25 protein-coding genes are annotated in these 25,624 nt (G+C 36.3%); 14 read left to right on the forward strand and 11 right to left on the reverse strand.

Going from position 1 to position 25,624, the window contains the following annotated elements; genetic code table 11:
* The first annotated feature begins 194 nt into the window (after positions 1 to 194).
* Together DPQ31_RS10330 and DPQ31_RS10335 are read left to right on the forward strand one after the other, a co-directional pair.
* A complete protein-coding gene (locus DPQ31_RS10330) occupies positions 195 to 731 on the forward strand; it encodes a sigma-70 family RNA polymerase sigma factor (protein ID WP_208731857.1) in 537 nt (178 codons plus the stop codon).
* Positions 732 to 769: 38 nt separating this feature from the next.
* On the forward strand, positions 770 to 1,450 hold the full coding sequence (locus tag DPQ31_RS10335) for a DUF3600 domain-containing protein (protein ID WP_000050661.1): 681 nt from the start codon (positions 770 to 772) through the stop codon (positions 1,448 to 1,450).
* 54 nt (positions 1,451 to 1,504) lie between these two features.
* Here DPQ31_RS10335 and DPQ31_RS10340 read toward each other — a convergent pair whose 3' ends face one another.
* From DPQ31_RS10340 to DPQ31_RS10355, 4 genes are all read right to left on the reverse strand, one after another.
* Entirely contained in the window at positions 1,505 to 1,750 is a 246-nt protein-coding gene (locus DPQ31_RS10340) for a hypothetical protein (protein ID WP_208731858.1), read from the reverse strand.
* Between the two features lie 150 nt (positions 1,751 to 1,900).
* The gene (locus tag DPQ31_RS10345) at positions 1,901 to 2,335 is read right to left on the reverse strand and encodes a hypothetical protein (protein WP_097956871.1); all 435 of its coding nucleotides are present in this window, start codon (positions 2,333 to 2,335) and stop codon (positions 1,901 to 1,903) included.
* Positions 2,336 to 2,419: 84 nt separating this feature from the next.
* Positions 2,420 to 3,388, reverse strand: a complete 969-nt coding sequence (locus DPQ31_RS10350; protein WP_098228088.1) for an MBL fold metallo-hydrolase — start codon at positions 3,386 to 3,388, stop codon at positions 2,420 to 2,422.
* Between the two features lie 95 nt (positions 3,389 to 3,483).
* Positions 3,484 to 3,693, reverse strand: coding sequence for a DUF3925 family protein (locus DPQ31_RS10355; RefSeq protein ID WP_000844989.1), 210 nt, complete (start codon positions 3,691 to 3,693; stop codon positions 3,484 to 3,486).
* Positions 3,694 to 3,917: 224 nt separating this feature from the next.
* On the opposite strand from DPQ31_RS10355, the gene bsaA reads away from it, so the two are divergent.
* Positions 3,918 to 4,400 carry a glutathione peroxidase gene (gene bsaA / locus DPQ31_RS10360; RefSeq protein WP_000219426.1) on the forward strand — a complete coding sequence of 161 codons (483 nt, stop codon included), beginning with the start codon at positions 3,918 to 3,920 and terminating at the stop codon, positions 4,398 to 4,400.
* Positions 4,401 to 4,496: 96 nt separating this feature from the next.
* Here bsaA and DPQ31_RS10365 read toward each other — a convergent pair whose 3' ends face one another.
* The 3 genes from DPQ31_RS10365 to DPQ31_RS10375 are packed head-to-tail and all read right to left on the reverse strand — an operon-like array spanning position 4,497 to position 8,898.
* Positions 4,497 to 6,725: a transglutaminase TgpA family protein gene (locus DPQ31_RS10365; protein WP_208731859.1), complete on the reverse strand. Its 2,229-nt coding sequence runs from the start codon at positions 6,723 to 6,725 to the stop codon at positions 4,497 to 4,499.
* Positions 6,722 to 7,936, reverse strand: coding sequence for a DUF58 domain-containing protein (locus DPQ31_RS10370; protein ID WP_097956866.1), 1,215 nt, complete (start codon positions 7,934 to 7,936; stop codon positions 6,722 to 6,724). Before DPQ31_RS10370 ends, DPQ31_RS10365 begins: the two co-directional genes overlap by 4 nt.
* Positions 7,936 to 8,898, reverse strand: a complete 963-nt coding sequence (locus tag DPQ31_RS10375) for an AAA family ATPase (RefSeq protein ID WP_097956864.1) — start codon at positions 8,896 to 8,898, stop codon at positions 7,936 to 7,938. Before DPQ31_RS10375 ends, DPQ31_RS10370 begins: the two co-directional genes overlap by 1 nt.
* 502 nt (positions 8,899 to 9,400) lie before the next feature.
* On the opposite strand from DPQ31_RS10375, the gene DPQ31_RS10380 reads away from it, so the two are divergent.
* The 4 genes from DPQ31_RS10380 to narI are packed head-to-tail and all read left to right on the forward strand — an operon-like array spanning position 9,401 to position 15,809.
* A complete protein-coding gene (locus DPQ31_RS10380; RefSeq protein WP_208731860.1) occupies positions 9,401 to 13,087 on the forward strand; it encodes a nitrate reductase subunit alpha in 3,687 nt (1,228 codons plus the stop codon).
* Positions 13,077 to 14,552 carry a nitrate reductase subunit beta gene (gene narH, locus DPQ31_RS10385; protein WP_000692707.1) on the forward strand — a complete coding sequence of 492 codons (1,476 nt, stop codon included), beginning with the start codon at positions 13,077 to 13,079 and terminating at the stop codon, positions 14,550 to 14,552. Before DPQ31_RS10380 ends, narH begins: the two co-directional genes overlap by 11 nt.
* A gap of 19 nt (positions 14,553 to 14,571) precedes the next feature.
* Entirely contained in the window at positions 14,572 to 15,102 is a 531-nt protein-coding gene (gene narJ / locus DPQ31_RS10390) for a nitrate reductase molybdenum cofactor assembly chaperone (RefSeq protein ID WP_097879376.1), read from the forward strand.
* A 17-nt stretch (positions 15,103 to 15,119) separates the two neighbouring features.
* Positions 15,120 to 15,809: a respiratory nitrate reductase subunit gamma gene (narI, locus tag DPQ31_RS10395; RefSeq protein ID WP_097954736.1), complete on the forward strand. Its 690-nt coding sequence runs from the start codon at positions 15,120 to 15,122 to the stop codon at positions 15,807 to 15,809.
* Between the two features lie 93 nt (positions 15,810 to 15,902).
* Here the strand turns inward: narI and DPQ31_RS10400 are convergent, their stop codons facing one another.
* Positions 15,903 to 16,595 carry a Crp/Fnr family transcriptional regulator gene (locus DPQ31_RS10400; RefSeq protein WP_000013854.1) on the reverse strand — a complete coding sequence of 231 codons (693 nt, stop codon included), beginning with the start codon at positions 16,593 to 16,595 and terminating at the stop codon, positions 15,903 to 15,905.
* 278 nt (positions 16,596 to 16,873) lie between these two features.
* Between DPQ31_RS10400 and moaA the strand changes: the two genes are divergently transcribed.
* The 7 genes from moaA (at position 16,874) to DPQ31_RS10435 (ending at position 22,804) form a co-directional block, all read left to right on the forward strand.
* Entirely contained in the window at positions 16,874 to 17,887 is a 1,014-nt protein-coding gene (moaA, locus tag DPQ31_RS10405) for a GTP 3',8-cyclase MoaA (protein ID WP_208731861.1), read from the forward strand.
* 17 nt (positions 17,888 to 17,904) lie between these two features.
* Positions 17,905 to 18,918 (forward strand): molybdopterin-synthase adenylyltransferase MoeB, encoded by a 1,014-nt coding sequence (locus DPQ31_RS10410; protein ID WP_097956859.1) that lies wholly within the window; start codon positions 17,905 to 17,907, stop codon positions 18,916 to 18,918.
* Positions 18,919 to 18,960: 42 nt separating this feature from the next.
* Positions 18,961 to 20,250, forward strand: coding sequence for a molybdopterin molybdotransferase MoeA (glp, locus tag DPQ31_RS10415; RefSeq protein WP_000890808.1), 1,290 nt, complete (start codon positions 18,961 to 18,963; stop codon positions 20,248 to 20,250).
* 44 nt (positions 20,251 to 20,294) lie between these two features.
* Entirely contained in the window at positions 20,295 to 20,765 is a 471-nt protein-coding gene (locus DPQ31_RS10420; RefSeq protein ID WP_098157692.1) for a molybdenum cofactor biosynthesis protein MoaE, read from the forward strand.
* Positions 20,762 to 20,995 (forward strand): molybdopterin converting factor subunit 1, encoded by a 234-nt coding sequence (moaD, locus tag DPQ31_RS10425; protein WP_208731862.1) that lies wholly within the window; start codon positions 20,762 to 20,764, stop codon positions 20,993 to 20,995. The genes DPQ31_RS10420 and moaD overlap by 4 nt, the downstream gene beginning before the upstream one ends.
* An 80-nt stretch (positions 20,996 to 21,075) precedes the next feature.
* Entirely contained in the window at positions 21,076 to 22,245 is a 1,170-nt protein-coding gene (gene narK, locus DPQ31_RS10430; RefSeq protein ID WP_000841861.1) for a nitrate transporter NarK, read from the forward strand.
* 55 nt (positions 22,246 to 22,300) lie between these two features.
* On the forward strand, positions 22,301 to 22,804 hold the full coding sequence (locus DPQ31_RS10435) for an STAS/SEC14 domain-containing protein (RefSeq protein WP_395934467.1): 504 nt from the start codon (positions 22,301 to 22,303) through the stop codon (positions 22,802 to 22,804).
* A 190-nt stretch (positions 22,805 to 22,994) separates the two neighbouring features.
* Here the strand turns inward: DPQ31_RS10435 and DPQ31_RS10440 are convergent, their stop codons facing one another.
* The 3 genes from DPQ31_RS10440 to DPQ31_RS10450 are packed head-to-tail and all read right to left on the reverse strand — an operon-like array spanning position 22,995 to position 25,592.
* Complete coding sequence (locus DPQ31_RS10440; RefSeq protein ID WP_087969093.1) at positions 22,995 to 23,468, reverse strand: precorrin-2 dehydrogenase; 474 nt, start codon at positions 23,466 to 23,468, stop codon at positions 22,995 to 22,997.
* On the reverse strand, positions 23,461 to 24,171 hold the full coding sequence (locus DPQ31_RS10445) for a sirohydrochlorin chelatase (RefSeq protein ID WP_195755498.1): 711 nt from the start codon (positions 24,169 to 24,171) through the stop codon (positions 23,461 to 23,463). Before DPQ31_RS10445 ends, DPQ31_RS10440 begins: the two co-directional genes overlap by 8 nt.
* Positions 24,168 to 25,592, reverse strand: coding sequence for a uroporphyrin-III C-methyltransferase (locus DPQ31_RS10450; protein ID WP_208731864.1), 1,425 nt, complete (start codon positions 25,590 to 25,592; stop codon positions 24,168 to 24,170). Before DPQ31_RS10450 ends, DPQ31_RS10445 begins: the two co-directional genes overlap by 4 nt.
* Positions 25,593 to 25,624 lie beyond the last annotated feature (32 nt).

The raw sequence follows: 25,624 nt of genomic DNA on the forward strand, positions 1-25,624 counted from the left end.
TCCTAAATTTGATTATATAAATCATTTTAAAGCGTCATTAGAAATTGGAAAATTATATAATAGTTATGCAAGGTTATAAGTGAAGCTTATGAACTCAGTGAATCATTATATTAATTTATATAAAAAACTTTAAAAAATCGAACGAAATATGAATTACTTGCCAATATAAAGTGTAAGACAAAGGGGGATGGTATATGAAAGGTGAAACAGTGTGTACAGATTTAATTCAATTAACTTTATCAGGAAATAAAGAAGCGTATAGCGAGTTGTATGATGTAACGATTCAAGAAGTATATAAGAAAGCACATTTTTTACTAGACGATAAAACAGATGTAGATGATGTCGTTCAAGAAATATACATACAACTATATGAATCGCTTCGTAAGTATGATAGCGAGAAGCCATTTCGTCCTTGGCTAATTGGACTCGCGATTAAAGAAATTCACTCTTATAGAAGAAAGAGGTGGATGCGACTACGAATTGTAAAAAAAGCAGAAGAGCAAAGAAAACCAGTACAAATTGATTTTTCTAACGATGTTGTAAGTAAAATATCAAACCAAAAACTAATCGAACTCATTCATAAATTACCGTATAAATTGAAACAAGTTATTATCTTAAGATATTTACACGATTATTCACAAGAAGAAGTAGCACAAATATTACATATTCCAATTGGTACTGTGAAATCTAGAATTCACGCAGCATTAAAAAAACTACGTCAAAAAGAGTAAGTAGAAGAAATCTTTTTAGGAGAGGTAGGGAATGTGAAATGAGTTTAGATTGTAAAGTCCGAGAATCTATACAAGAAGAAGCCAAGAGGATTGTTGCCCCGCCGGAGTTGAAAGAAAAAGTAATCGTTCAAATAAAAATGAAGCGTGGTGGAAGTAAGAGAAAAAAACGCCTTATCGCAGGAGTACTTGCAGCAGCTCTTTTAATCCCGACGACTGGTTTTGCGTATCAATCTATTATGGCGGATGGTATATACGGATCTTTTGAGAATTTAAAAAAACATGCCGGAGCAATGACGTTAGAAGCGTATATGCGTTTTAATGCAAAATTATCAGAAGCGAAAGATGAAATGGGTGTGAAAGAATATGAAGAGTTTACAAAAGAACTAAAGAAATTAACAAATGCAAAGCTTGCGTACGGAGATTCGAACGGTAATATTGATTATGATCAATTATCACCAGCTAAAAAAGAGGAATTGAAAAAGGTAGTAATGGAGCTTCATCCGTATTTTGATAAATTAAATGGCCATAAATCTAGTAAAGAAGTACTAACTCCTGAAGAATATGAACAATATATGGAGGCATTAATGTCACATCAAACTGTGTTAGTAAAAACGAAATCGGGTGGCGGGATAACAGTAGAAGAAGTTCCTGAGGCGTACAAAGAAAGATTTATTAAAGCCGAGCAGTTTATGGAGTATGTAGACGAAAAGGTGAGATAAGTAAAAAAGCTCAGAGTCTAAGCTCTGAGCTTTTCTTATTGAAACGTAAATATATTAACCACCTATGCCTTTTGCTAGCAATAGGAAGTATACAACTAATAATATTACGCCATTTAATGCAGTACCAACTATTCCGAATAACCAATTTTTTGATGCGATTGCAAAAATAATACCGAGTAATGAAAGTATACTTAGAGTCACAATAATTAACGTTAAATTCGCATTAGGTCCTTTAAGGATAAAGAAAGAAAATATACTTGCGATAGCCGTTAGAAAAGAGAAAGCCCCTAATTTATACATAATAAATCTCCTTGGTTAAAATGCATTTTGACATAATATACGACCAACTTTATTTTAACAGAATTCCCATTTTCATTTATGGCGATTTTTACAAATAATAGCGCACTTATAAACAAAATGTCCTAATCAGCAACACTTAAAAATTGGTCATCAATTATATTTTTTCATATTTGCAGTATCTTTTTGTATAAAACAATCTAATAGTGAATAACCAGCTATTAAACTAATAATCGTAACAAAAGTTGTATTTATAAGAATGATATTAGCTAAATAAGGTAAGTATTCGCCAAGTGGTGAAAAGAGTAATGCAGGGGAAAAGGAAATGAATAGTGTAGGCACTGTAATAGCAATAAATTTATCCGGCTGAAAGCTCCAGTTTTGTTTACTCGTTGCGTAATTAATAGATTGAAGGAACCGTAATAAAATACCAACTATAAGAGGGAAGAGTGTAAAGTAGAATAATCTTGGATAAACGTTAAAGTTCACCTGCGCGTCTGTATCTAAATAAGATTGAATTTTTACTCCAACAAATAATAATAAGACGATAAATAATGTAAAGCAGAGGTATAGCATTACTTTTTGCATTCCATTCCACCATCCTTTACTAAAAATATATTCAAAGAAGAGATATACAATAACTACTGTTGTATATCTCTTCTTTTACTGTTATTAAATAGTGGAATTTGTTTTTTCTTGCTTCGTGAAATAATCAATAATACCCATCGCACTAATTTCTATATCTAGATGTAAAATGTTATAAACGGAATGATCGGATGGGACGTTTAATTTTGTAAGGTGAGAAGAGATTTTATCCATTAATAAAGTTTGTAATGCTTTAGTAGCCTCATCGAAATCATTATACTTTTCAAAGACCTCTTTACCAGTATGAACGAAAATAGGTAACCAATGTTCTAGTTGGTTATATACTTCTGTAACATTGGATGAAGCGCCGTAATGACCGAAATAAATAGTATCTACATTCATACTTTGAATATGATTTTTAGAAGCAATCATCGCATCGGGCTGAAATTGCGAAGGGGACGTTGATGGTAAATATAACTCTACATCAAGGTCTGCAAGCTCTCTATAATAAATTCCAATTGTATCACCAGTAAAAATGCCGTTTGTTAATGAATCATGAATGCTAATATGGTGCTTTGCATGTCCAGGTGTATCATAAAATGTAAGGATGCGGTCTTCTGCAATTTTTAACGTATCATCATGTTGTACAATATGAACGCGTTCTTCTTCTATAGGAAGAATTGGATCGAAAAGTTTATCGAAATCATCCTTGTATACAGCTTTTGCGCCTAAAATGAGTTTTGTTGGATCAATCATATGACGAGCGCCGCGAGAATGCACATATAAAGTAGCATTTGGGCACTTTTCCATCATTAAACCAGCTGCCCCAGCGTGATCTAAATGAACGTGTGTTACGATAATGTTTTTTACATCGTTTAAATCAATATGTAATTGTTGTAAGCCGTCTAAAATATACGGAAGAGAAGGGGCTGCACAAGTTTCAATTAAAGTAATATCGTCACCTAATAAAACATACGTACCAGTTCGTTCATTATGTTGTAAATCAAAATCATCAATAAGATATAGGTGTGAAGATAACTGCTCTACTTTTTTCATCGTTACAACTCCTTAGTTACTGTATGTTTCTATTATACGCTAAAATAGAAAAAGGCAGAAAACGAAAGCTCGTCTTCTGCCTTTTTAAAGTGTTGTTATTTCGTTTGTTCTTTATTGATAGACATAACGAACAGTCCAACAATGCCACCAACGATCGGAAGCGTAATCTCTCCTGCTAAATTAAAGTAGGAGCTTAAGAATAAACCATTTACATCGATTACCCAACCAGTAACATACAATAACATCATATATAGTACGAAATAAAACTCGCGATTTGAAATCGTTTCAGGTTGTGCAGTTTTCATAATGAACACCATCCTTTTCTATTATAATAGAATATAAACTGTCACATTTTGTTCACAATTCAATTGTAAAACTTTCCATTCTAAAAGTCTAGTAGTTTGTGTCGAATTTTCGAACATAAATAAAGCGCTATCATTTCGGTGTGTAAGTATGTAATAGAAGCTGTATATTCACGAATGTAGTATAGTATAAACATAGAATAATAGTATAGAGAGGGGTAGGAACAATGACAGTTTATGATTTTTCAGCTAAAACAATAACAGGTGAAGATAAATCGTTAAAAGATTACGAAGGAAAAGCACTTCTTATTGTAAATGTAGCTAGTAAATGTGGATTTACACCACAGTATAAAGGATTACAAGAAGTATATGATAAATATAAAGACCAAGGACTAGAAATACTCGGTTTCCCTTGTAACCAATTTGGAGGACAAGAACCAGGTACAGAAGCGGACATTACTAGTTTTTGTGAATTAAACTACGGTGTAAACTTCCCGATGTTTGCAAAGGTTGATGTGAAAGGTGATAAGGCTCATCCTCTGTATACATACATGACAGAACAAGCGCCAGGTTTACTCGGTATGAAAGCAGTGAAATGGAATTTTACGAAGTTTTTAATTGGAAAAGATGGGAAAGTAGTAGGGCGTTTTGCGCCGCAAACGAAGCCAGTTGATTTAGAGGTTGAGATTGAGAAGGTACTTGGGGAATAATTAGGAGTTTGTTATCTTTTATTATAGTTATTAAAAAATACCTCAAAGAACAAAGTTGCCCTTTGAGGTATTTTCTTTAAACTCACATGATCAAGATTAAATCATTGTATCGAATTCATTTGATTTAGGTAGAGAAGCTGCTTTTTTCATAAGCACTTCCCATAAGTGTACAGATTTTTTCCATTCGGCTGAGGATCGTCCTTTTTGATACATAGCGTTTTCATAACTGAAAGTAAGTTGTTGCATATGAGCCGAGTTGTAAAGTGTATCGATGCGGAGAGCGTATTCTCGGAATGTTTGACTTTCCCCCCGTGGTATGCCGATTCTCGCAAATTGTTTTAAAAGTGCGCCGTAAGCTTTTTGATAAACAACATCATCTTTTCGGTATTTATAGAAAAGAATAATAAAAAATGTAATCCATTTCATTCTAGTAGTGAAGAGAATGTATCCGATGATACTAATTGGTATCATAGAGAGGAATACGTACCACCAAGAAAAACTAGTTTTAGAATTTGTGACCTTTTTAGTAGAAGTTTCTTCTGTATTTTCTATTAAACTTTTAAGTTTTGCTTCATTATTTCGTTGATGTATTTGCTGGTTATTAGAATTATTTGCTTCGCTATTTTGTGAAATAGGAGCAGGAGTATTATTTGTAAAAGTATAGGGATTAGTAAATCCTTTTGTTGGTTCGAATGGAATCCAGCCGTATCCTGGGAAATATACTTCGACCCAAGAGTGTGCGTTATCGTTCGTGATTTTATAAATATCCTGACCTTCTGCAGAGGCAAGTGTATTGTCAAGAGTTCCTTCTGTATAGCCTTTTACCCAGCGAGCAGGAATCCCGGCAGAACGAAGTAGTACAATCATAGACGTCGAAAAATTATTACAGTAGCCGCTTTTTGTATCGAAAAGGAATTGATCTACATAATCTTGGCTTTTGGCAGGGAATGAAACATTCATTGTTTCGTATACAAAAGAGTTGTCTGTGAAGTAATTTTCGATAGCTAATACTTTATCATACCGGTTGTCTTTATCATTTGTAAGATTGACAGCCAAGTCTTTTACTCGCTGTGGTAATGATTCGGGAAGTTGTGTGTACTTTGTCATGAAATAAGGATTTGTTTCTTGACCTTCATTCGTGTTTACAGCTTTCAAGTTTTCTATGGGAAATTCCGGGATCTCATACGTTACTTTATATGAATGTAAAGTAGTAGAGGAGTCTCCGTGCATCATATAGATTTTTTCGGAAAATGGGTCAACGCTGTATGATACATCTGAGGAAGCCTCAACTGATATTAACCCTGCTGGATAGGTAAGGTGCGGATAACTTTTTTGCATGTTTATTGTTGCCTTTGTTGTCTCCGTTTTTGTATTTTGTTCGTACCAGCTCACGACGTCGTTTTTACTTTTAAAAGAAATCTTTTTTTGATTTTCAGAAACTTCCCAGCCTTTTCCTGTATAAAAATCTTTCGTTTCTACTCTCCAATATTGTTTGTTTTGCGTTTGTGCTGTGAAAACAATTGTAGGATCAGCCTGAAAAGGACCACCTAATCTCGAGTCATCTAAACCATACCCAATTGTAGAAACTTCTTGTTTTTTACTCGCTTCGGATGTGTTGAATTTTAAAAAATTCATTGGGTTTGGCCATTGAGGGCCGAATTTTGGAGCAAAGTATGCGATGGTTGCTAATAATACAATAAATATTGTAAGTGGTCTAAGTAATTTTGAGGTTTCCCTAGCATGATTTTGTATGTGTTCACGCTCTTTTATTCGTTCTACTTGAAGAAGACTAAGCATAAAAAAGCCGATGACAACAGTCCGAATAATAGCGTAGTTTGCATTGTATAAATGTAAGTTATGAAAAGTTACGATATAAATAATAGTCAATACAAGGAATAGAAACCCACGTTTTTTATGAATTATCCAAAATGAAGTGAAAGAACTCAAAAACCAAAATGATAGAAAAAATAAAACTGTCGGAAAAACTGGAGAAATATCTAGTAAATTCCCTTGGAAAAACAGGGAGGAATTTCGAAACATATCAGAAAAGAATGTTGTTAGCCAAGATGGATTTATAAAAGCATTTTTATAATACAGGGAATGAATGATAAATAAGACTGTGACAATTTTTATTGGAATCTGCCACCTCGTTTGAAAAAAAGAGAGAGCGAAGCAAATTCCTATAAATGTTACGAAAATATCTAATCTACCTACATTTGTAATACCTATAAGAGGTCTTAGCCATTCTAGTAAAAGAAGAAATACACATGCATGCATAAAGAATCTGTTCGTATCCCACTTGTATTTTGTTTGTAATGTTATCATTTGCTCACCTCAAAAAACACGTTTGTATACCGGTTTTCATAAACCGTGTTTACAAATATTTGTCGTTTTTTTAGAGTTTCTATTATACTGAGTTCTCGGTGTGAAAGTTGATTCGCTTTTTCTTTCACGACAAACACCATACATTTTCTATTTTTTATAGCGGCACAATCAGCCGCCTTTTGAATATCGGGAGAAAGATTACTTGTCACGAGTATAATCGTGACGGGCTCATAAATTTTTCTTAGTTCCATTTCTACACTCTGGGAGAGCGGGAATACACTGTCTGCTTGTACTTTTGCTAAATGACAAAGGATTTGTTGTAACTGCGTATCTCCATTGTCTAAAGGGAAAATAGTTTGTTCTTTTCCAATAGACACGAATGATGCTGGTGAATTTTGTTTCAAGACAGCCCTTACGATAGAGGCAGTAAATGTGACGACTGATTCGAATAGAGGAGACTCGGTTCTATCTATGAATATCATGATATTATGGCTGCGCTGTTGTTCAAACTCTTTTGTCATAATATTGTTTGTTCGTGCAGTTGCTTTCCAATCAATCCATGAAAAGCGATCACCGGGTTTATATTCTCTGACACCGACAGAGATTGTAGAGTCTTTTGCTGAATTTATATTCGCTGAAAGCGCTCCTTGTTCGAAATGATTTTCCAATTGTCGATACGTTATATCTACATAGTGGGGATAGACTAAAAATGTATCTGGAACTGAAAAAGTTACTTCTTTCTCCATCAAGCCGAATAAACCGCCAGTTTTGACACGTACGCTTGAAAAATTGTGCTCGCCTCTAGAGATTGTGTCAATAACATATTGAAACGAAATATTTCGTTTCAATCCTGGGAAGAGTACTACCTTATTCATCTTTGTTTGTTTACAACTTGTAAATTGTGGTGGCAGTTCATCTTCTATAACTAAATAAAGTAAGGGAAAAGGAAATTTTCTTTTTATTGTAATCGTGCTTACAAATTGTTCTCCTACTACATATCCATTTTGGTTTGTTATTCGTCTTACTTCAGCGTCCCGTAAAGCGTAAAAGGGGAGTAGTAGTGAATAAAGAGCAATGGGAATTGTGCTGTAAAACAAAAACCAACTTACAAACCCTCCTTGAAACATAGCGTACACAAATGTTAAGACTAGGCAAAAAGGGAGTAGCAATAACTTCGTAACGTGATATAGCGCTCGCAGTATTCGTTTCATCAAGGGTTCATCGTCCTTTGAGTCGGCACGGTAGTTCGTGCAACGATTTTTGCGATAACTTGTTCTCCAGTTATTCCTTCAAATTTTGCTTCCATTTTTAAAATGAGTCTATGTGCTAAAACGTAAGGAGCTAAAAATTTAACATCGTCTGGAATAACATAATTTCTGCCATGGATAAATGCATAAGCTTGTGAAGCTTTCATTAAAGCAATTGAGCCACGTGGACTTGCACCTAGCTGTATAGAACTGTACGTACGAGTCTGATTAACAAGCTTTACAATGTAATGCTTAATTGCTTTGCCCATACTTACTACCCGTACGCTTTGTTGTAAATAAAGTAATTCTTCTATTGTAGTAATGGCCTGTAATTGAGAGAGTGGATTTGTTTTTTCCATCCGGTTTAAAATTTCAAATTCTTCTTCTGGTGTAGGATATCCCATTTTTAGTTTCAATAAGAAACGATCGAGCTGAGCCTCTGGTAGAGAATATGTTCCTTCATATTCGACCGGATTTTGTGTAGCCATGACAAAGAACGGCTTTGGTAAAGGCCTTGTAATGCCATCGATTGTAATATTGCCTTCTTCCATACATTCAAGTAAAGCAGATTGTGTCTTTGGAGATGTACGATTAATTTCATCAGCAAGTACAAAATTCCCCATAATTGGTCCAGGCTTGAACTCAAATTGGAGCTCTTTCGGATTATAAATAGAAACTCCTGTTACATCTGACGGCAATAAATCAGGTGTAAATTGAATTCGCTTATAATCAGCATCAATGGATTTAGAAAGAGCACGTACTAGCATTGTTTTCCCGACACCAGGAACATCTTCTAATAGCACATGACCTTCAGCTAAAAGAGCTGTCAAAGCTAAGATCGTTTCTTTTCGTTTTCCGACCATTATTTTTTCAATATTATTGATTATTTTTTCTACAGTGGGATGTAATGAATCAAGCTGGGGCATCGTAATCCTCCTAATGTTATTATCGTTTTCTAATCTATTTAGTGGACATATTTCTAATTCTATTTGTAGATAGTAAAACTTCTACCTTCAATTCTGAGAATATTCAGATTATTTATTTCGATTACATCTAGTATAATTGTTTCCGTAACTAAGGGCAATACAGTAAATAATGATTTGTAGTTTTATGTAAAATCAGACTCGATATAAAATAATAACATTGGGAAAATTTTTTTTACATACAATTTATACTCTTTTCCTTATGGCAGTTTTGAAATAATATCAAAACTCTTTTTCTTTTGCAAAATAGTCGATACCTCAAAATACCATTCTCCTAATAATTAAGATTAACCATAATCTTCACAACGGAACACAAGATTTTCTCACAAACTTATTTTCTACTGAATTTTTGACAATCTCTTGAACTGTGCGAAATGTCACATCTGTATTTTACAACCTCTTTTATAGTAAGGGTATGTAAGAGAGACGTATTAAAGGAGTGAACATGATGAAGAAGAAACCTTCAGCACTAATGAGACGTTTAAAATATTTTTCACCAATAGATCGTTATAATGATAATCATACACAAGAAACATATGAAGATCGTGAATGGGAAAATGTGTACAGAAAACGCTGGCAGCATGATAAAGTAATTCGTTCTACACACGGCGTGAACTGCACTGGTTCATGTAGTTGGAACATTTATGTGAAAGATGGAATTGTAACTTGGGAAGGGCAAGAGCTTAACTATCCAACGACAGGACCTGATATGCCGGATTTTGAACCACGAGGATGTCCGCGTGGAGCGAGTTTTTCTTGGTACATTTATAGTCCACTTCGTGTGAAATATCCGTATGTACGTGCTGTTCTTTGGAGTATGTGGCAAGAAGAATTACAAAATAATGATTCACCACTAGATGCTTGGAAAAGTATTGTGGAAAACCCTGAAAAAGCACGTAAGTATAAGCAGGCGCGTGGTAAAGGTGGATTTATTCGTGCGAATTGGGATGAAGTATTACAACTCGTTTCTGCTTCGTTACTTTACACAATCATTAAATACGGCCCAGACCGAAATGTTGGTTTTTCACCAATTCCAGCTATGTCGATGTTAAGTCATGCAGCGGGTAGCCGCTTTATGCAACTTATGGGCGGGCCGATGCTTAGCTTCTATGATTGGTACGCGGATTTACCACCAGCTTCTCCGCAAATTTGGGGTGATCAAACAGATGTACCAGAAAGTAGTGACTGGTATAACGCTGGTTACATTATGACATGGGGTTCAAATGTACCGATGACGAGAACGCCAGATGCACACTTTTTAGCCGAAGTTCGATATAAAGGAACGAAAGTTGTTTCTGTCAGTCCTGACTTCGCTGAGTCTACAAAATTTGCGGATGATTGGATTAGTGTGAAACAAGGTACAGACGGTGCACTTGCGATGGCAATGGGGCATGTGATTTTACAAGAATTTTACGTAGATAATCAAGTGGAATACTTCACAAAGTATGCGAAGCAATATACTGATTTTCCTTTCTTTGTCACATTGAAACAAAAAGGAGATCAATTCGTCGCTGATCGTTTCTTAAATGCTACTGATATTGGACGAGAAACAAAGTTAGGAGAATGGAAGCCTGTTCTTTGGAACGAGAACACGAAAGATTTTGCAACACCTCACGGCACAATGGGGTCACGTTGGGATAATGAAAAGAAATGGAACTTGCGTTTAGAAGATGAACAAACAGGTGAAAAGATTGATCCACGTCTTTCTTTACTTGGAATGGAAGATGCTGTGGGAACGGTACAAATTCCGTACTTCTCAGATGAGGGAAATAAAGTATTGGAACGTACAATTCCAGTGAAAAAAATTATGACAGAAGAAGGCGAAGTGTTCGTTACAACTGTATACGACTTAACGTTGGCAAATTACGGTGTGAACCGAGGGCTCGGCGGACAAGAGCCGAAAGACTTCAATGATGATGTACCATTTACGCCTGCATGGCAAGAGAAAATGACAGGAGTGAAACGAGAGCTTATTATTCAAATTGCTCGTGAGTTTGCACAAAACGCAGTTGATACGGATGGGCGCTCGATGATTATTGTAGGGGCCGGTATTAACCATTGGTTTAATTCTGATACGATTTATCGCGCAGTTTTAAACCTTGTTCTTCTCGTTGGAGCACAAGGGGTAAACGGTGGCGGTTGGGCGCATTATGTCGGTCAAGAAAAATTACGACCAGCAGAAGGATGGCAAACAATCGCGATGGCAAAAGATTGGCAAGGGCCACCGAAATTACAAAATGGTACATCTTTCTTCTATTTCGTAACAGATCAATGGCGTTATGAAGATACACCGGTTGGACATTTAGCATCACCAATTGAGGGCAACTCTCGTTATCAACATCACGGTGATTACAACGTATTAGCGGCACGACTTGGCTGGTTACCTTCTTATCCAACATTCGAGAAAAATGGAATTGAATTATATAAAGAAGCTGTTGCTGCTGGTGCAACAACGCAAGAAGAAATCGGAAAATACGTTGCACAAAAACTAAAAGAAAAAGAACTAAAATTTGCGATTGAAGATCCAGATAATAAAAACAACTTCCCGCGCAACTTATTCGTATGGCGTGCCAACTTAATTTCAAGTTCTGGTAAAGGCCACGAATATTTCTTAAAGCATTTACTAGGTACAACAAATGGATTAATGAATGACGATAGTGATTCGTTACGTCCAGAAGAAATTAAGTGGCATGAGGACGCACCAGAAGGGAAGCTTGATCTACTTATTAATTTAGATTTCCGTATGGCTGGAACAGCACTTTATTCTGATATCGTCTTACCAGCTTCAACCTGGTATGAAAAGCATGATTTAAGCAGTACGGATATGCATCCATTTGTACATCCATTTAATCCAGCAATCGGTTCACCGTGGGAAGCACGCTCTGATTGGGATATTTTCACCGCTCTTTCTAAAGCTGTGTCAGATTTAGCGAAGAAAATCGATCTTCAACCAATGAAAGAAGTCGTTGCAACACCACTTCTTCACGATACACCGCAAGAATTAGCGCAACCACTTGGCAAGATTAAAGACTGGAGTAAAGGTGAGTGTGAACCAATACCGGGTAAAACGATGCCACAAATTCATGTTGTCGAAAGGGATTATAAAACGATTTATGACAAGATGACTGCACTAGGACCAAATGCTGGAAAACAACCAATTGGTACGAAAGGTATTTCTTGGTCAGCAGAAAAAGAGTATGAGCAATTAAAGAGCAAATTAGGAGTTGTTCGAACGGATTCTATTGCGAAAGGTTGCCCAGACATAAAAGAAGCAATCAATGCTGCTGAGGCGGTATTAACGCTTTCTTCGACAACAAACGGTCATATGGCTGTAAAAGCATGGGAAGCACTTGAAAAACAAACGGATATAAAACTGCGTGATTTAGCAGAAGAACGTGAAGAAGAATGCTTCACATTCGAACAAATTACAGCACAGCCGAAAACAGTAATTACTTCTCCAGCCTTTACAGGTTCTGAAAAAGGTGGACGCCGTTATTCACCATTTACAACAAATGTGGAACGTCTTATTCCTTGGAGAACGATAACGGGTCGACAATCTTTCTACTTAGATCATGACATGATGAAAGAATTCGGTGAAACGATGGCAACATTTAAACCAATTCTGCAACATAAACCGTTCCGAAAATCACGTCCTGAAGTAGAAGGAAAAGAAATTACACTAAACTATTTAACACCGCATAATAAGTGGTCGATTCATAGTATGTACTTCGATTCATTACCGATGTTAACGCTATTTAGAGGTGGTCCAACTGTTTGGATGAATAAAGATGATGCGAATGAAGCTGGCGTCGCAGATAATGATTGGATCGAGTGCTTTAACCGTAACGGTGTTGTTGTAGCACGTGCTGTCGTAACGCACCGTATACCGAGAGGGATGGCATTTATGCACCATGCACAAGATCGCCACATTAACGTGCCTGGTACGAAATTAACAAGCACCCGCGGGGGAACACATAATAGTCCAACCCGTATTCATGTTAAACCAACACATATGATTGGTGGATATGGCCAATTAAGCTATGGATTTAACTACTATGGTCCGACTGGGAATCAGCGTGACTTAAATGTTGTAATCCGTAAACTGAAGGAGGTAGATTGGCTTGAAGATTAAAGCACAAGTCGGAATGGTAATGAACCTAGATAAATGCATCGGCTGCCATACTTGTAGCGTAACATGCAAAAACACCTGGACAAATCGTCCAGGTGCTGAATATATGTACTTCAATAACGTAGAAACGAAACCTGGAATTGGTTATCCGAAACAATGGGAAGATCAAGAGAAATATAAAGGCGGCTGGGAATTGAGAAATGGTGAAATTCAGCTGAAATCAGGTTCGAAAATGAAACGCCTTATGAATATTTTCCACAATCCAGATCAACCAACCATCGACGATTACTTTGAACCTTGGAACTATGATTATGAAACATTAACAAATAGCCCGCAGCGTAAGCATCAACCAGTTGCTCGTCCGAAATCAGCAATTACAGGCGAATTTATCGACAAAATTGAATGGGGTCCAAACTGGGAAGATGATTTAGCTGGTGGACATATAACAGGATTGCAAGATCCGAACGTAAAGAAAATGGAAGAAGAAATTAAAACAGATTTTGAAAATGTCTTTATGATGTATTTACCACGCATATGCGAACATTGTATGAATCCATCTTGCGTATCTTCTTGTCCATCTGGTGCGATGTATAAACGTGAAGAAGATGGGATTGTTCTTGTGGATCAAAATGCATGTCGTGCTTGGAGGTTCTGCGTATCTTCTTGTCCATATAAAAAAGTGTATTTTAACTGGCAAACGAATAAAGCAGAAAAATGTACAATGTGTTTCCCGCGTATTGAAGCTGGTATGCCAACGATTTGTTCGGAAACATGTGTAGGACGTATCAGGTATATTGGGGTAATGCTATATGACGCTGACAAAGTGAAAGAAGCAGCTTCTGTTGAAGATGAAAAAGATTTATATGAATCTCAGCTTACTGTTTTCCTAGATCCAAATGATCCAGAAGTAGCAGCTGAAGCGAAAAAACAAGGCATTCCTGAAGAATGGATTAAAGCAGCACAAGAGTCACCGATCTATAAAATGATTATCGATTGGAAAATTGCACTGCCTCTTCATCCAGAGTACCGTACAATGCCAATGGTTTGGTATATCCCACCGCTTAGCCCAATTATGAATATGGTGGAAGGGAAAGGAAGTAACTGGCAAGCAGAAGAGATTTTCCCTGCTATCGATAATATGCGTATCCCAATTCAATATTTAGCGAATCTACTCACTGCAGGAGATGAATCCCACATTCGACTTACGTTGAAAAAAATGGCTGTCATGCGGACGCATATGAGAGCATTGCAAATTAATAAAGAACCAAATGAAGCAGTATTAAAAGAAATTGGTTTAACGAAACAGGATGTAGAAGATATGTATCGTCTTCTTGCTATCGCGAAATATAAAGATCGTTTCGTCATTCCGGGCACTCACCGTGAACAAGTTGCTGATTTATATAGTGAACAAGGAAGCTGTGGTTTATCCTTCGCAGGTGGGCCAGGGTCTTGCATGACAATTTCTTAAATAAAGGGGGCGGAAAATGATGAAACAAAGTTTACAAACTGCTTTTTCTTGTTCTTCTTTTCTTCTCTCCTATCCGGAACTTGGGTGGGGAGAAGCTTTAACTGAAGTACAAGAAGAGATTGAAGCAATTGAACAAGAAGACGTTAAAGCAGCACTTACAGCGTTTATAAAACAAGCACTAGATAAAACGAACGATCAATTAATTGATCGTTACGTATATACATTTGATTTTGGTAAAAAGACAAATATGTATTTAACTTATATGAACACAGGTGAACAAAGAGAAAGAGGTATTGAATTATTAGAGTTAAAACAGCATTATAAAAAATCTGGTTTTGAAGTAACAGATAAAGAACTACCGGATTATTTACCGCTTTTGCTTGAGTTTTTTGCAAATGCCAATGAGCAAGATAGTGAGCCAATTATGAGTAAATACAAGGAAAATATACAAGCATTGCACGTTCAATTAAAAGAAGCTGATAGTATGTATGAACCAATCCTTGTAGCTATTCTCCTCGCTATCGATACATGGGGTGTACAGACAAATTAGAAAGGAGAGTTGTCAAAATGATGGATCAATTTCTATGGGTGTTGTTTCCCTATATCATTTTTGCAATCTTTATCGGTGGACATATTTTCAGATACAACTATGATCAATTTGGATGGACATCAAAATCTAGTGAACTATTAGAGAAGAAAATGCTCCGGGCCGGAAGTCTATTATTCCACTTTGGGATCATGTTCGTAATTGGCGGTCATGTTATGGGGATTTTAATTCCAGAGTCCGTATACCGTTCAATAGGTATTTCTGAACATATGTATCATGTAGTAGCAATTAGTTTCGGACTTCCGGCAGGTGTTGCTTCTATCATCGGCTTAATTATATTAACGTATCGCCGTGTAACCGTAAAACGTATCATTGCAACGAGTACAACGGGAGATTATATTGCGCTTATTTTATTACTTATCGTTATGCTGGCAGGACTTTCCTCAACATTTTTAAATATCGACTCAAAAGGGTTTGATTATCGTACAACGATCGGTCCTTGGTTCCGAAGTCTCTTTATTTTCCAACCGAAAGTTGAATATATGATGGAAGTGCCTGTATGGTTTAAAATTCATATTATTGCAGCGATGGGTCTATTCGCAGTATGGCCGTTCACTAGACTTGTACATGTATTTAGTGCTCCAATTAAATATGTAAGCCGTAGTTATGTAATTTACAGAAGACGTATTCCTAATGAATTGAAAAAATAGTTTTGGTATACATGTTTAGTAATTTATAAAGAAAGCCGAGATCTAATTGGAGACCTCGGCTTTCTTTGTAGGTATAAGTATCTAAATAAGATGCTAATCAATGCTACAAACAGAAGCAGAGCAATCTTCACAAGCAATTTCACGTTTTAAAAATTGTAAATCATGGATTGTAATCTTTCCTTTATGAATAGAAATTGTACCTTGCTTTTTTAGTTCATTTAACATGCGATTTACACTTTCCCGTGAAGTTGCACAGAAATTAGCAAGTTCTTGATTCGTTAATGGTAAATCGATGAGAATACCATTTTCTTTTAATACACCGTAACTATTTGTCATTCGTATAAGAGTAGAATATAGGGCACCTTTTTTGCCGTGTAATACTAAATCTCGGAACTTCGTTTGCATTCTTCTTAAATGTTCACTAATCCATTTCATAAATTCAAATACAAGTGCTGGTTTTTGGAGTAATGCTTTTTCTAACGCTTCACGCTTTATAACGCCTACTTCAACATCTTCAAGGCATTTTGAATTTAATAAATACTTCGCATTGTCCGTGAACAATGTTAATTCTCCAATAATGTCATATTCCGAACAAATACGGAGTGTCAATTCTTGTCCATCAGCACTTAGTTTACTAATCTGTACTTTTCCGGAGTGGATGATATAGAGTTCTGTCGCCTCCATACCTTCTTGGAAAATAAAACTACCTTTTTTTATTTGCATTTTATATTCAACAGATGCAAGTAATTCCTTTAAATCTTGAGATAATTTCATACTGTTTGCCACAGCAATCACCTTTCTTCATATAAGCAATACAATTCCTATTTTGAGTGTAAGTATGCTGAAAATGCAAGAGCTATTTCAAAATTGATGTAAAATTTCACTGACCGTAAGGAGTAGGAACTGAAGATGTGAACAAAATTCGAACGGATTTGTGAAGAATTTTTGAATGGGGAAAGTAATGTGAGAAAAGTCACATTGAATATGTAACTTCTTTTTTATAATAAAGGTAAATAAAAAATATGAAACCTACTAAGGATTGCAGTAGAAAAGAAGGGATATAGATGCACGAGAAGATGAGGGATTCGTTAGAGCGGCCACTTCAAGATTTACGTATTTCAGTTATTGATCGTTGTAATTTTAGGTGTACATACTGTATGCCAGCCGAAGTGTTCGGATCTGATTATGCTTTTTTACAGGAAGAATTTTTATTAACATTCGATGAAATAGAAAGATTAGCTAGATTATTTATAAGTATGGGAGTCAATAAAATTAGACTTACTGGCGGTGAACCTTTATTGCGTAAAGATTTACCAAAGTTAATTGCAAGGCTTGCAAAGCTAGAAGGCTTAACGGATATTGGACTCACAACAAACGGTATTCATTTAGCAAAACAAGCTAAGGCGTTAAAAGAAGCGGGATTAAAACGTGTAAATATTAGTTTAGATGCGTTAGAGGATCACGTCTTCAAAAAAATTAATGGACGAAATGTAAGTACAAAACCTGTATTGAAAGGAATTGAAGCAGCAAAGGCAGCTGGATTAGAAGTAAAAGTAAATATGGTCGTAAAAAAAGGGATGAATGATAGTCAGATTCTTCCTATGGCTCAGTATTTTAAAGAACAAGAAATTCAGCTACGTTTTATCGAGTTTATGGATGTGGGCAGTACGAACGGCTGGAACTTTGAACAAGTTATTACGAAGGAACAATTAATAGAGAAAATTAATCGTGTATATCCGATTGAGCCCGCCCAGCCTCGTTACTTTGGAGAAGTAGCTAAAGTGTATCGATATGTAGGGAGCAATGCAGAAGTTGGCTTTATTACTTCTGTTTCTGAGTCATTTTGTTCTTCTTGTACGAGAGCTCGTATTTCGGCAGACGGAAAGTTTTTTACATGCCTATTTGGAACGAAAGGAACGGATTTGCGAACGCTTCTTCGAGAAAATATTTCTGATGCATCACTATTAAAAATTCTACAACATACATGGGAGTTTAGAAAAAATCAGTATTCAGATGAAAGAACAGCTGAAAGTGCAAATAAACGTCCAAAAGTAGAAATGTCTTACATTGGTGGATAACGAAAGGAGGGTTCCCTATGCAAGATCGTTATTCAAGGCAAGTATTGTTTTCTGGAATTGGTGAAATGGGACAAAGAAAAATAAAAGAAAAGCATGTGCTCCTAATCGGTGCGGGTGCACTAGGAGCTGCGAATGCAGAAGCGCTCGTTAGGATGGGAATTGGAAAATTGACAATTGCTGACCGTGACTACGTTGAATGGAGTAATTTACAAAGACAACAGTTATATACAGAAGAAGATGCACATCAGTGTAAACCGAAAGCAATTGCAGCGGCAGAGCATTTAAGAAAAATTAATTCTGAAGTAGAAATTGTACCTGTTGTAACGGATGTTACAATGCAAGAAATGGAAGAGTTAACAAAAGAAGCAGATCTTATAGTAGATGCGACTGATAATTTCGATACGCGCCTACTTATAAATGATATTTCACAAAAAGAAAATATACCTTGGATATACGGTGGATGCATTGGAAGTTACGGTGTAACGTATACGATTCTTCCTGGAGAAACACCATGTTTTCGCTGCTTAATGGATCATCCTATGGGCGGTGCAACATGCGATACAGCCGGAATCATTCAGCCAGCGGTACAAATGGTTGTTGCTCACCAAGTAACAGAAGCGATGAAAATATTGGTGGATGATTTTGAGGCGTTAAGAGGAACAATGTTATCATTTGATATTTGGAACAATCAATATCTCTCATTAAAAGTAAATAGGCAGAAAAAAAGTACATGTCCATCTTGTGGGAATGTACGCACGTATCCAAGTTTAACATTTGAAGCACAGATGAAAACGGAAGTGCTATGCGGGCGGAATACAGTTCAAATCCGTCCAGGAATAAAGAGAATTCTTAATTTAGAAGAAATTCAAAAACGCTTACAAAAAAGTGTGAATGTCAAAAAAACACCATATTTACTATCCTTTCTAGTAGATGAATATCGTTTTGTGTTATTTACAGACGGCAGAGCGTTTATTCATGGGACTAATGATATGAAAATGGCAAAACGGTTATACGCAAAATATATAGGATGAACAGAAAGAGAGTGTCTTCTTATCAAAACGAGGTGAAAAAGAATGTTAGAAAAACGTACACCAATCTCAGTGGCAGAAGCAGTTGCACGTGTAATGGAATATGCCTATCAAGGTGAAATGGAAAAGGTTTCTCTTACCGAAAGTTACGGAAGAATCCTCGGAGAAGATGTTGTTGCAGATCATGATGTTCCGCATTTTGATCGCTCTCCGTACGACGGATTTGCGATTCGAGCAGAAGATACAAAAGAAGCAAGTAGCAGTAACCCAATTCAGTTTGAAGTGATAGGTGAAATTGGAGCAGGTTTTGTTTTTAAAGAGGAAGTAAAAGCATTTCAAGCTGTACGTATTATGACAGGAGCCGCAATTCCAGCGGGATGTAATGCTGTTGTTATGTTAGAACTAACGGAAGGGTTTGAAGAAAACAAAAAGACTTATATGAAATTAAAACGCTCTTTCACTTCTGGTGATAACATTTCTTTTCAAGGAGAAGATGTAAAACAAAATGCCATACTTGTGAAAAAAGGGACTTCTATTAACCCTGGAGTAGCGGCACTGCTTGCTACGTTTGGTTATAGTTCCGTGCATGTTGTAAGACAGCCGGTTATTGGAATTGTAACGACAGGGAGTGAACTACTCGAAGTACATGAACAACTGAAAGAAGGGAAGATTCGAAATAGTAACTCCTATATGATCGCTGCTCAAATTGAACGAGCGGGCGGAGTTGTACAGTATTATGGACAATTCGCTGACGATTTTGAGACGTGTTATAACACTGTAAAAAAAGCGATAAAAGAAGTTGATATATTAATTACAACTGGTGGCGTTTCAGTAGGAGACTATGACTATTTACCTGCTATTTATAAGAGATTACAAGCAAATGTACTTTTCAATAAAATAGCGATGCGACCAGGAAGCGTGACAACTGTCGCTGAGCTAGAAGGAAAACTATTATTTGGTCTATCTGGTAATCCTTCTGCTTGTTATGTCGGATGTGAATTATATGTTCGACCAGTCATTGGAACATACTTGCACAGGAAAGATCCGCACTTATATCGAGCAGAAGCAATTTTACAGAAAGACTTTCCGAAAGCAAATCCGTTTACTCGTTTTGTAAGAGGGAATGTAGAACTTGTAGATGGCCAATTACAAGTTACACCAGTCGGTTTAGATAAATCTAGCGCAATTTCTTCACTTGCAGAAGCGAATGCATGTATCGTTCTGCCGGGAGGAACGAGAGGATTTGAAGCAGGAATAACCGTTTCGGTACTGTTATTAGAATCAAGCGCCGGAAGTGAGTGGCCGTGGGAAGAGCCGCTTCGATCATACAAGTAACAGAAAAATAGATTGCTAATTTATACAAAGATAAGAGGTGCAAGATGACACATACGTATTATGAAGTAATTGATACTCCTATTTCAATTGAAGATGTTACAAGTAAAGTAATTCGCCGTGAGTGCGGCGCGGTTACTACTTTTATTGGTACTGTCAGAGAATTTACGAAAGGACGTCGCACGCTTTATTTAGAGTATGTAGCTTATAAGACAATGGCGGAAAAACAGCTTGAGAAAATTGGTGCTGAAGTAGAAGCGAAGTGGCCTGGGACATATGTGGCAATTACCCATCGCATTGGTACATTACAAATTTCTGATCTTGCTGTTGTTGTTGCTGTTTCTACACCACACCGGAAAGCGGCCTATGAGGCGAATGAATATATTATGGAGCGTATAAAACAAATTGTTCCGATTTGGAAGAAAGAGTTTTGGGAAGATGGTGAGTCATGGATAGGGGATCAGTTAGAGAAAATAGCATATGGTAATGGCGAGCCTGAAAAGGAGATGAGAACATGATTGAAGTACTATTATTTGCACATTTGCAAGAAGAAGCAAGGAAGTCGGTCTTGCAAATAGATTGTGAAAATATTTCAGTTTCTGAACTAAAGGAAGTTCTGATTAAGAAATACAATGTAGCAATTTCAAACGAGATAATGGTCGCCGTAAATGAAGAATACGCAAATGAGGATGACATTATTCAAACTGGCAATGTCGTAGCAATGATTCCGCCAGTAAGTGGTGGTTGATTCTTTTCAGCCTAATCATGTTAGGACGTGATTAGGCTGGAGAGAATGAATATAACTATGCATACATAGGAGGGAACAGGATGAAAAGTCCTAATTTTCAATTAAGTTTACAAACTTCTAATCTAGTTATCGGTTTTATGGTATGGGTCATTTTATCATCATTAATGCCTTATATTAAAGCAGATATTCCATTAACTGCGGGACAAATTTCTATGGTAACAGCAGTACCGGTTATTTTAGGTTCTATTCTTCGCATTCCAATTGGTTATTGGACGAATCGTTACGGAGCAAGAAAATTATTCTTTATTAGTTTTATTCTTTTATTATTCCCTGTCTTTTACATTAGTGTTGCCAATTCTATGATGGATTTAATTATTGGTGGCTTATTTGTAGGGATTGGTGGTGCTGTATTCTCTGTAGGAGTAACTTCTTTACCAAAGTACTTTCCAAAAGAGAGCCACGGTTTTGTAAATGGTATTTACGGTGTAGGTAACGCTGGAACAGCAATTACTTCATTTTTAGCACCTGTTATTGCAACTTCAGTTGGCTGGAGAACGACAGTACAGTGTTATTTAATTTTACTTGCAGCATTTGCACTTATGAACTTTTTATTAGGCGATCGTAAAGAAAAAAAGGTGAATACACCATTAATGGAACAAATAAAAGGTGTATATAAAAATGAAAAACTTTGGTTTTTATGTATCTTTTACTTTTTAACATTCGGATCATTCGTCGCATTTACAGTATACTTACCAAACTTTTTAGTATCTCACTTCGGACTAGAGAAAGTAGATGCAGGTATGCGGACAGCTGGCTTCATCGTATTAGCAACAATTATGCGCCCGATTGGTGGTTGGCTCGGTGATAAATTTAATCCATTTAAAATATTAATCTTCGTATTTATTGGTTTAACACTTTCAGGTATTATCCTATCATTTATGCCAAGCATGAACGTATACACATTTGGTTGCTTACTAGTCGCATTTTGTGCAGGTATTGGCAATGGTACAATCTTCAAGCTTGTGCCAATGTACTTCTCTGAGCAAGCAGGGATTGTAAATGGTGTTGTGTCAGCTTTAGGCGGACTAGGAGGGTTCTTCCCGCCATTAATTCTAACATTACTATTCCAACTGACAGGTCATTATGCAATCGGATTTATGGCGTTATCAGAAGTAGCGCTTGCTTGTTTAATCATTACAGTGTGGATGTATAGCCAAGAGAAGCTGTTAGTGATGTTAAAGAATAATTAATAGAGAAAAAGGGTGCCTAGTAGAGGCATCCTTTTTTCTACTTAAACAAACAAGAATGAATTGTCTTATGTATAACAAGGGCCTTTTCGTAAATAATGTTGTTTTATTACTTAAGAATTTTATCTTTATTGATTTTATAAGAATTTCCCGCATAATTGTAACAAAGGGAGATGATTCCAAGTTGAGTAAACAGAATATCAGCACAACAGTTTCAGGAGATTTGATTGTTACCCATCTAATTGGTCAGATTAAAACAGAGGATGTGTATGAATGGTTTAATGATTTTGAGCAGGTTTGTCAGCAATTTATTTCTGAGGGGCGGAAATACAAATTATTTGTAGATAGAAAAGGATACACGCCAAATCATTTTTCTGTTCAAAAAGTATGGAAGGATAAGTTCTTCAATGAAACCATTTTGAATCATAGTAAGGCAATTGCATTTCTTCTTGAAGAAGGGGAGATACTGAATTATTTACAACAATCCAATACGAAAGAATCTGTGAAATTTTTTGATGATTATGAACAAGCGCTAATTTGGTTGAATGAATATCCAATGTAAAAAATGAATTGAAAGAGTTGCTCGTAATGTTGCAGTTATCATAACATTTACTTGTTTACAAGTTGCCGACACCATTCATTTTCTTCGCAGATTGCTTGTGCAGTTTCAAAAAAGAAACCAAAACAAAAAGAACAAACGCTTCTAAAAAACGTTTGTCCAAAGGTAATTACTATTTTAGCTAAGAAATAGGTTATAATTTGTGTGTACGAGAAAGTTTTTTTATAAGATTAGGAAGGACAGAGGTTAACTCTAGTTTCAAACGCTTCGTAAACGATGGATCCTTACCTGAAGTTGAAATCGTTATAACATATTCATCATTTCGAATGACGCCAGGTGTGTGAAACGATGATTCTGTACCATCACTTACAACGTTAACCCACTGAAAATCATGGGCGGCCTGTTTGACCATCATATTTATAGCATGATGATTTGTAGCTGCATAAATAAGATGAGCATCTTTAATGTCATCATTACTAAAAGTTTTTTGCTTCCAAGTAATATAAGGAAGTTCTTTCATTTCCTCGCAAATCTCTGGGCTAATAACGGTGACGAAAGCGCCTGTATCTTTTAATCCAGACGCTTTTCGATATGCGATTTTACCTCCACCAATGATAACGACCACTTTATTATGTAGATTAAACATAAGAGGGTACATGCTATACATACACACATTCCTCCATTCGCTCTAATAATGCCAACTTCATATATGTATCAAACTTCAGGCAGTTACAAGTCGTAACGTGATCGTATTTTTTTGTATGCAATTTGATTTTTTGAAGCAATAATCCGGTAAAGAGAAGGTACGGCATGACATATACATGGGATGCGGCCGATGTTATAGTCTTGAGCTCAGCAGTAAAAGAGGGAGTGCCTTTCGTTAAAAAGGAGCACGATACTGGCATACTGAGTTTTCGTTCGACAGCTGCTCCGATTTGCTGTAACTCATGTATCGGCTGGGGGTCACTACTGCCTCTTCCTACGAGTAAAATACTACTACCTTGCATTGGAATAGTTTCACGTATTCTTTTCGCTACAAGTTCAACCATATGTGGATGCGTACTAAAAGGTGGTACAACTGAAAATGTTCTATGTGGGTATTTCTTTTGTATTTGTTCTATTTCAAGAGGAATATCACGTTTATAGTGAGCTGCTGCAAATAATAAAACAGGTACAATCATTATTTCAGTTGCTCCCTCTAGTATTGTTTCTGTAACTGCATCCGAAATGGTAGGTGTTGTTAGTTCTAGAAAAGCTATTTTTTGAATTCTTTCGTTACGTTCTTTCATGACAGATTGAATAAAGCGAATAAATTGTTCATTGCCTTCTTGCAGGCGACTACCGTGTCCAACATATACAATTCCTTTCATCGTAGCACCAAATCTTTCTTCATAATAATGTCTTGTAATTGCTCATCTACATTATGTAATCCGACTTTATTCGCATAGTGTAAAGTTGGAACGTCGGTATACGAGAAGGGAAAAGTAAGAATATCAATAAAACCAAGTCGTTTTATTTCTGATAAAAAAGTATCAATTGAGGCACGCCCTTCAAACACAATGCTATCCCATGAGAATTCAGAAAGTATACGAGAATGAACTTCATCGAAACGATGATCAATTGTATACTCATGAGTCATCATATAGGAGCCAGCACCAATTTTCTCTTGAATAAAAGCAATTCGGTTAATATTTCTGCCTAAATAAACAGTTGTATCGGAAGAGAACTTTGTTTGTTTACTTAGTAGCCCATATTGCATAAGTTTTTCTTGAGTGGCAACATTCATGTGCTGCAGCTCTGCCTGTAAGGAACGAATATCTTTCTGGTATTTACTACATGCTTGCATCAAGATTTCTACACTTTCAGCTGAACAAAAAACAAGGCGATCAACGTTAAAAATTTCATTGATTTGTTCAAGTGTTAATGTATATTCTTCCTTTTTGAAAGTTGGAATTTGATATATTTCTGCACCGGTTTCTTGTAACCTTTGCTTCATTACACTTGTTTTATTTGTTGCGGATGCAAATAAAACTTTTTTACCATGTAATGGTTTACGTTCTTTCCAAGCGATTTGATTACGTAAGGAAACGACATCACCAACAATCGTCATGGAAGGGTTAGAAATATTTTCGGTTTTGACGTTATGAACAATGGTTGCTAGAGTCCCTGTGACAACGCGCTGTTTCCCAGTTGTACCCCATTCAATGACTGCTACGGGTGTATCTTCTTTTTTTCCTGCTTGTAGTAAGTTTTCACAAATGGTAGGTAAGTTTTTTATACCCATGTAGTAGGCGATTGTGTCGCTATTGTGGGATGAATTATATTTTCCATAATCGGTCAAAGGACCTTTTGCATGTCCAGTTAGTAAAGTGACGCTATTACTGTAGTTACGGTGGGTGAGGGGGATACCTGCATAGCTACTAGCGGCGATGCTAGATGTAATACCTGGTACAATTTCATACGGAATGTTCGCAGATGCTAAAGTTTCTGCTTCTTCACCAACACGACCAAAAATAGAGGGATCTCCACCTTTTAAGCGTACAACGGTTTTTCCTTCTTTCGCAAATTGAAGGAGGTGGGCGTTAATCATTTCTTGTCGCATAGTATGATTTTTCGGCATTTTTCCGCAATAAATAAGTTCGCATGTTTCTTTTGTATAATGAAGAAAGCTAGGATTTAATAAGCGGTCATATAAGACGATATCTGCACGATTTAAGCAGTCTATCGCTTTTTTTGTAATAAGCCCTTCATCACCTGGTCCTGCACCAACTAAATATACATATCCGTTCATATTCACACCTCATCTATTTTTATTTAAAAGGA

It is taken from the genome of Bacillus sp. COPE52 (genome assembly GCF_003355115.1).
Taxonomy (GTDB): Bacteria; Bacillota; Bacilli; order Bacillales; family Bacillaceae_G; genus Bacillus_A; species Bacillus_A toyonensis.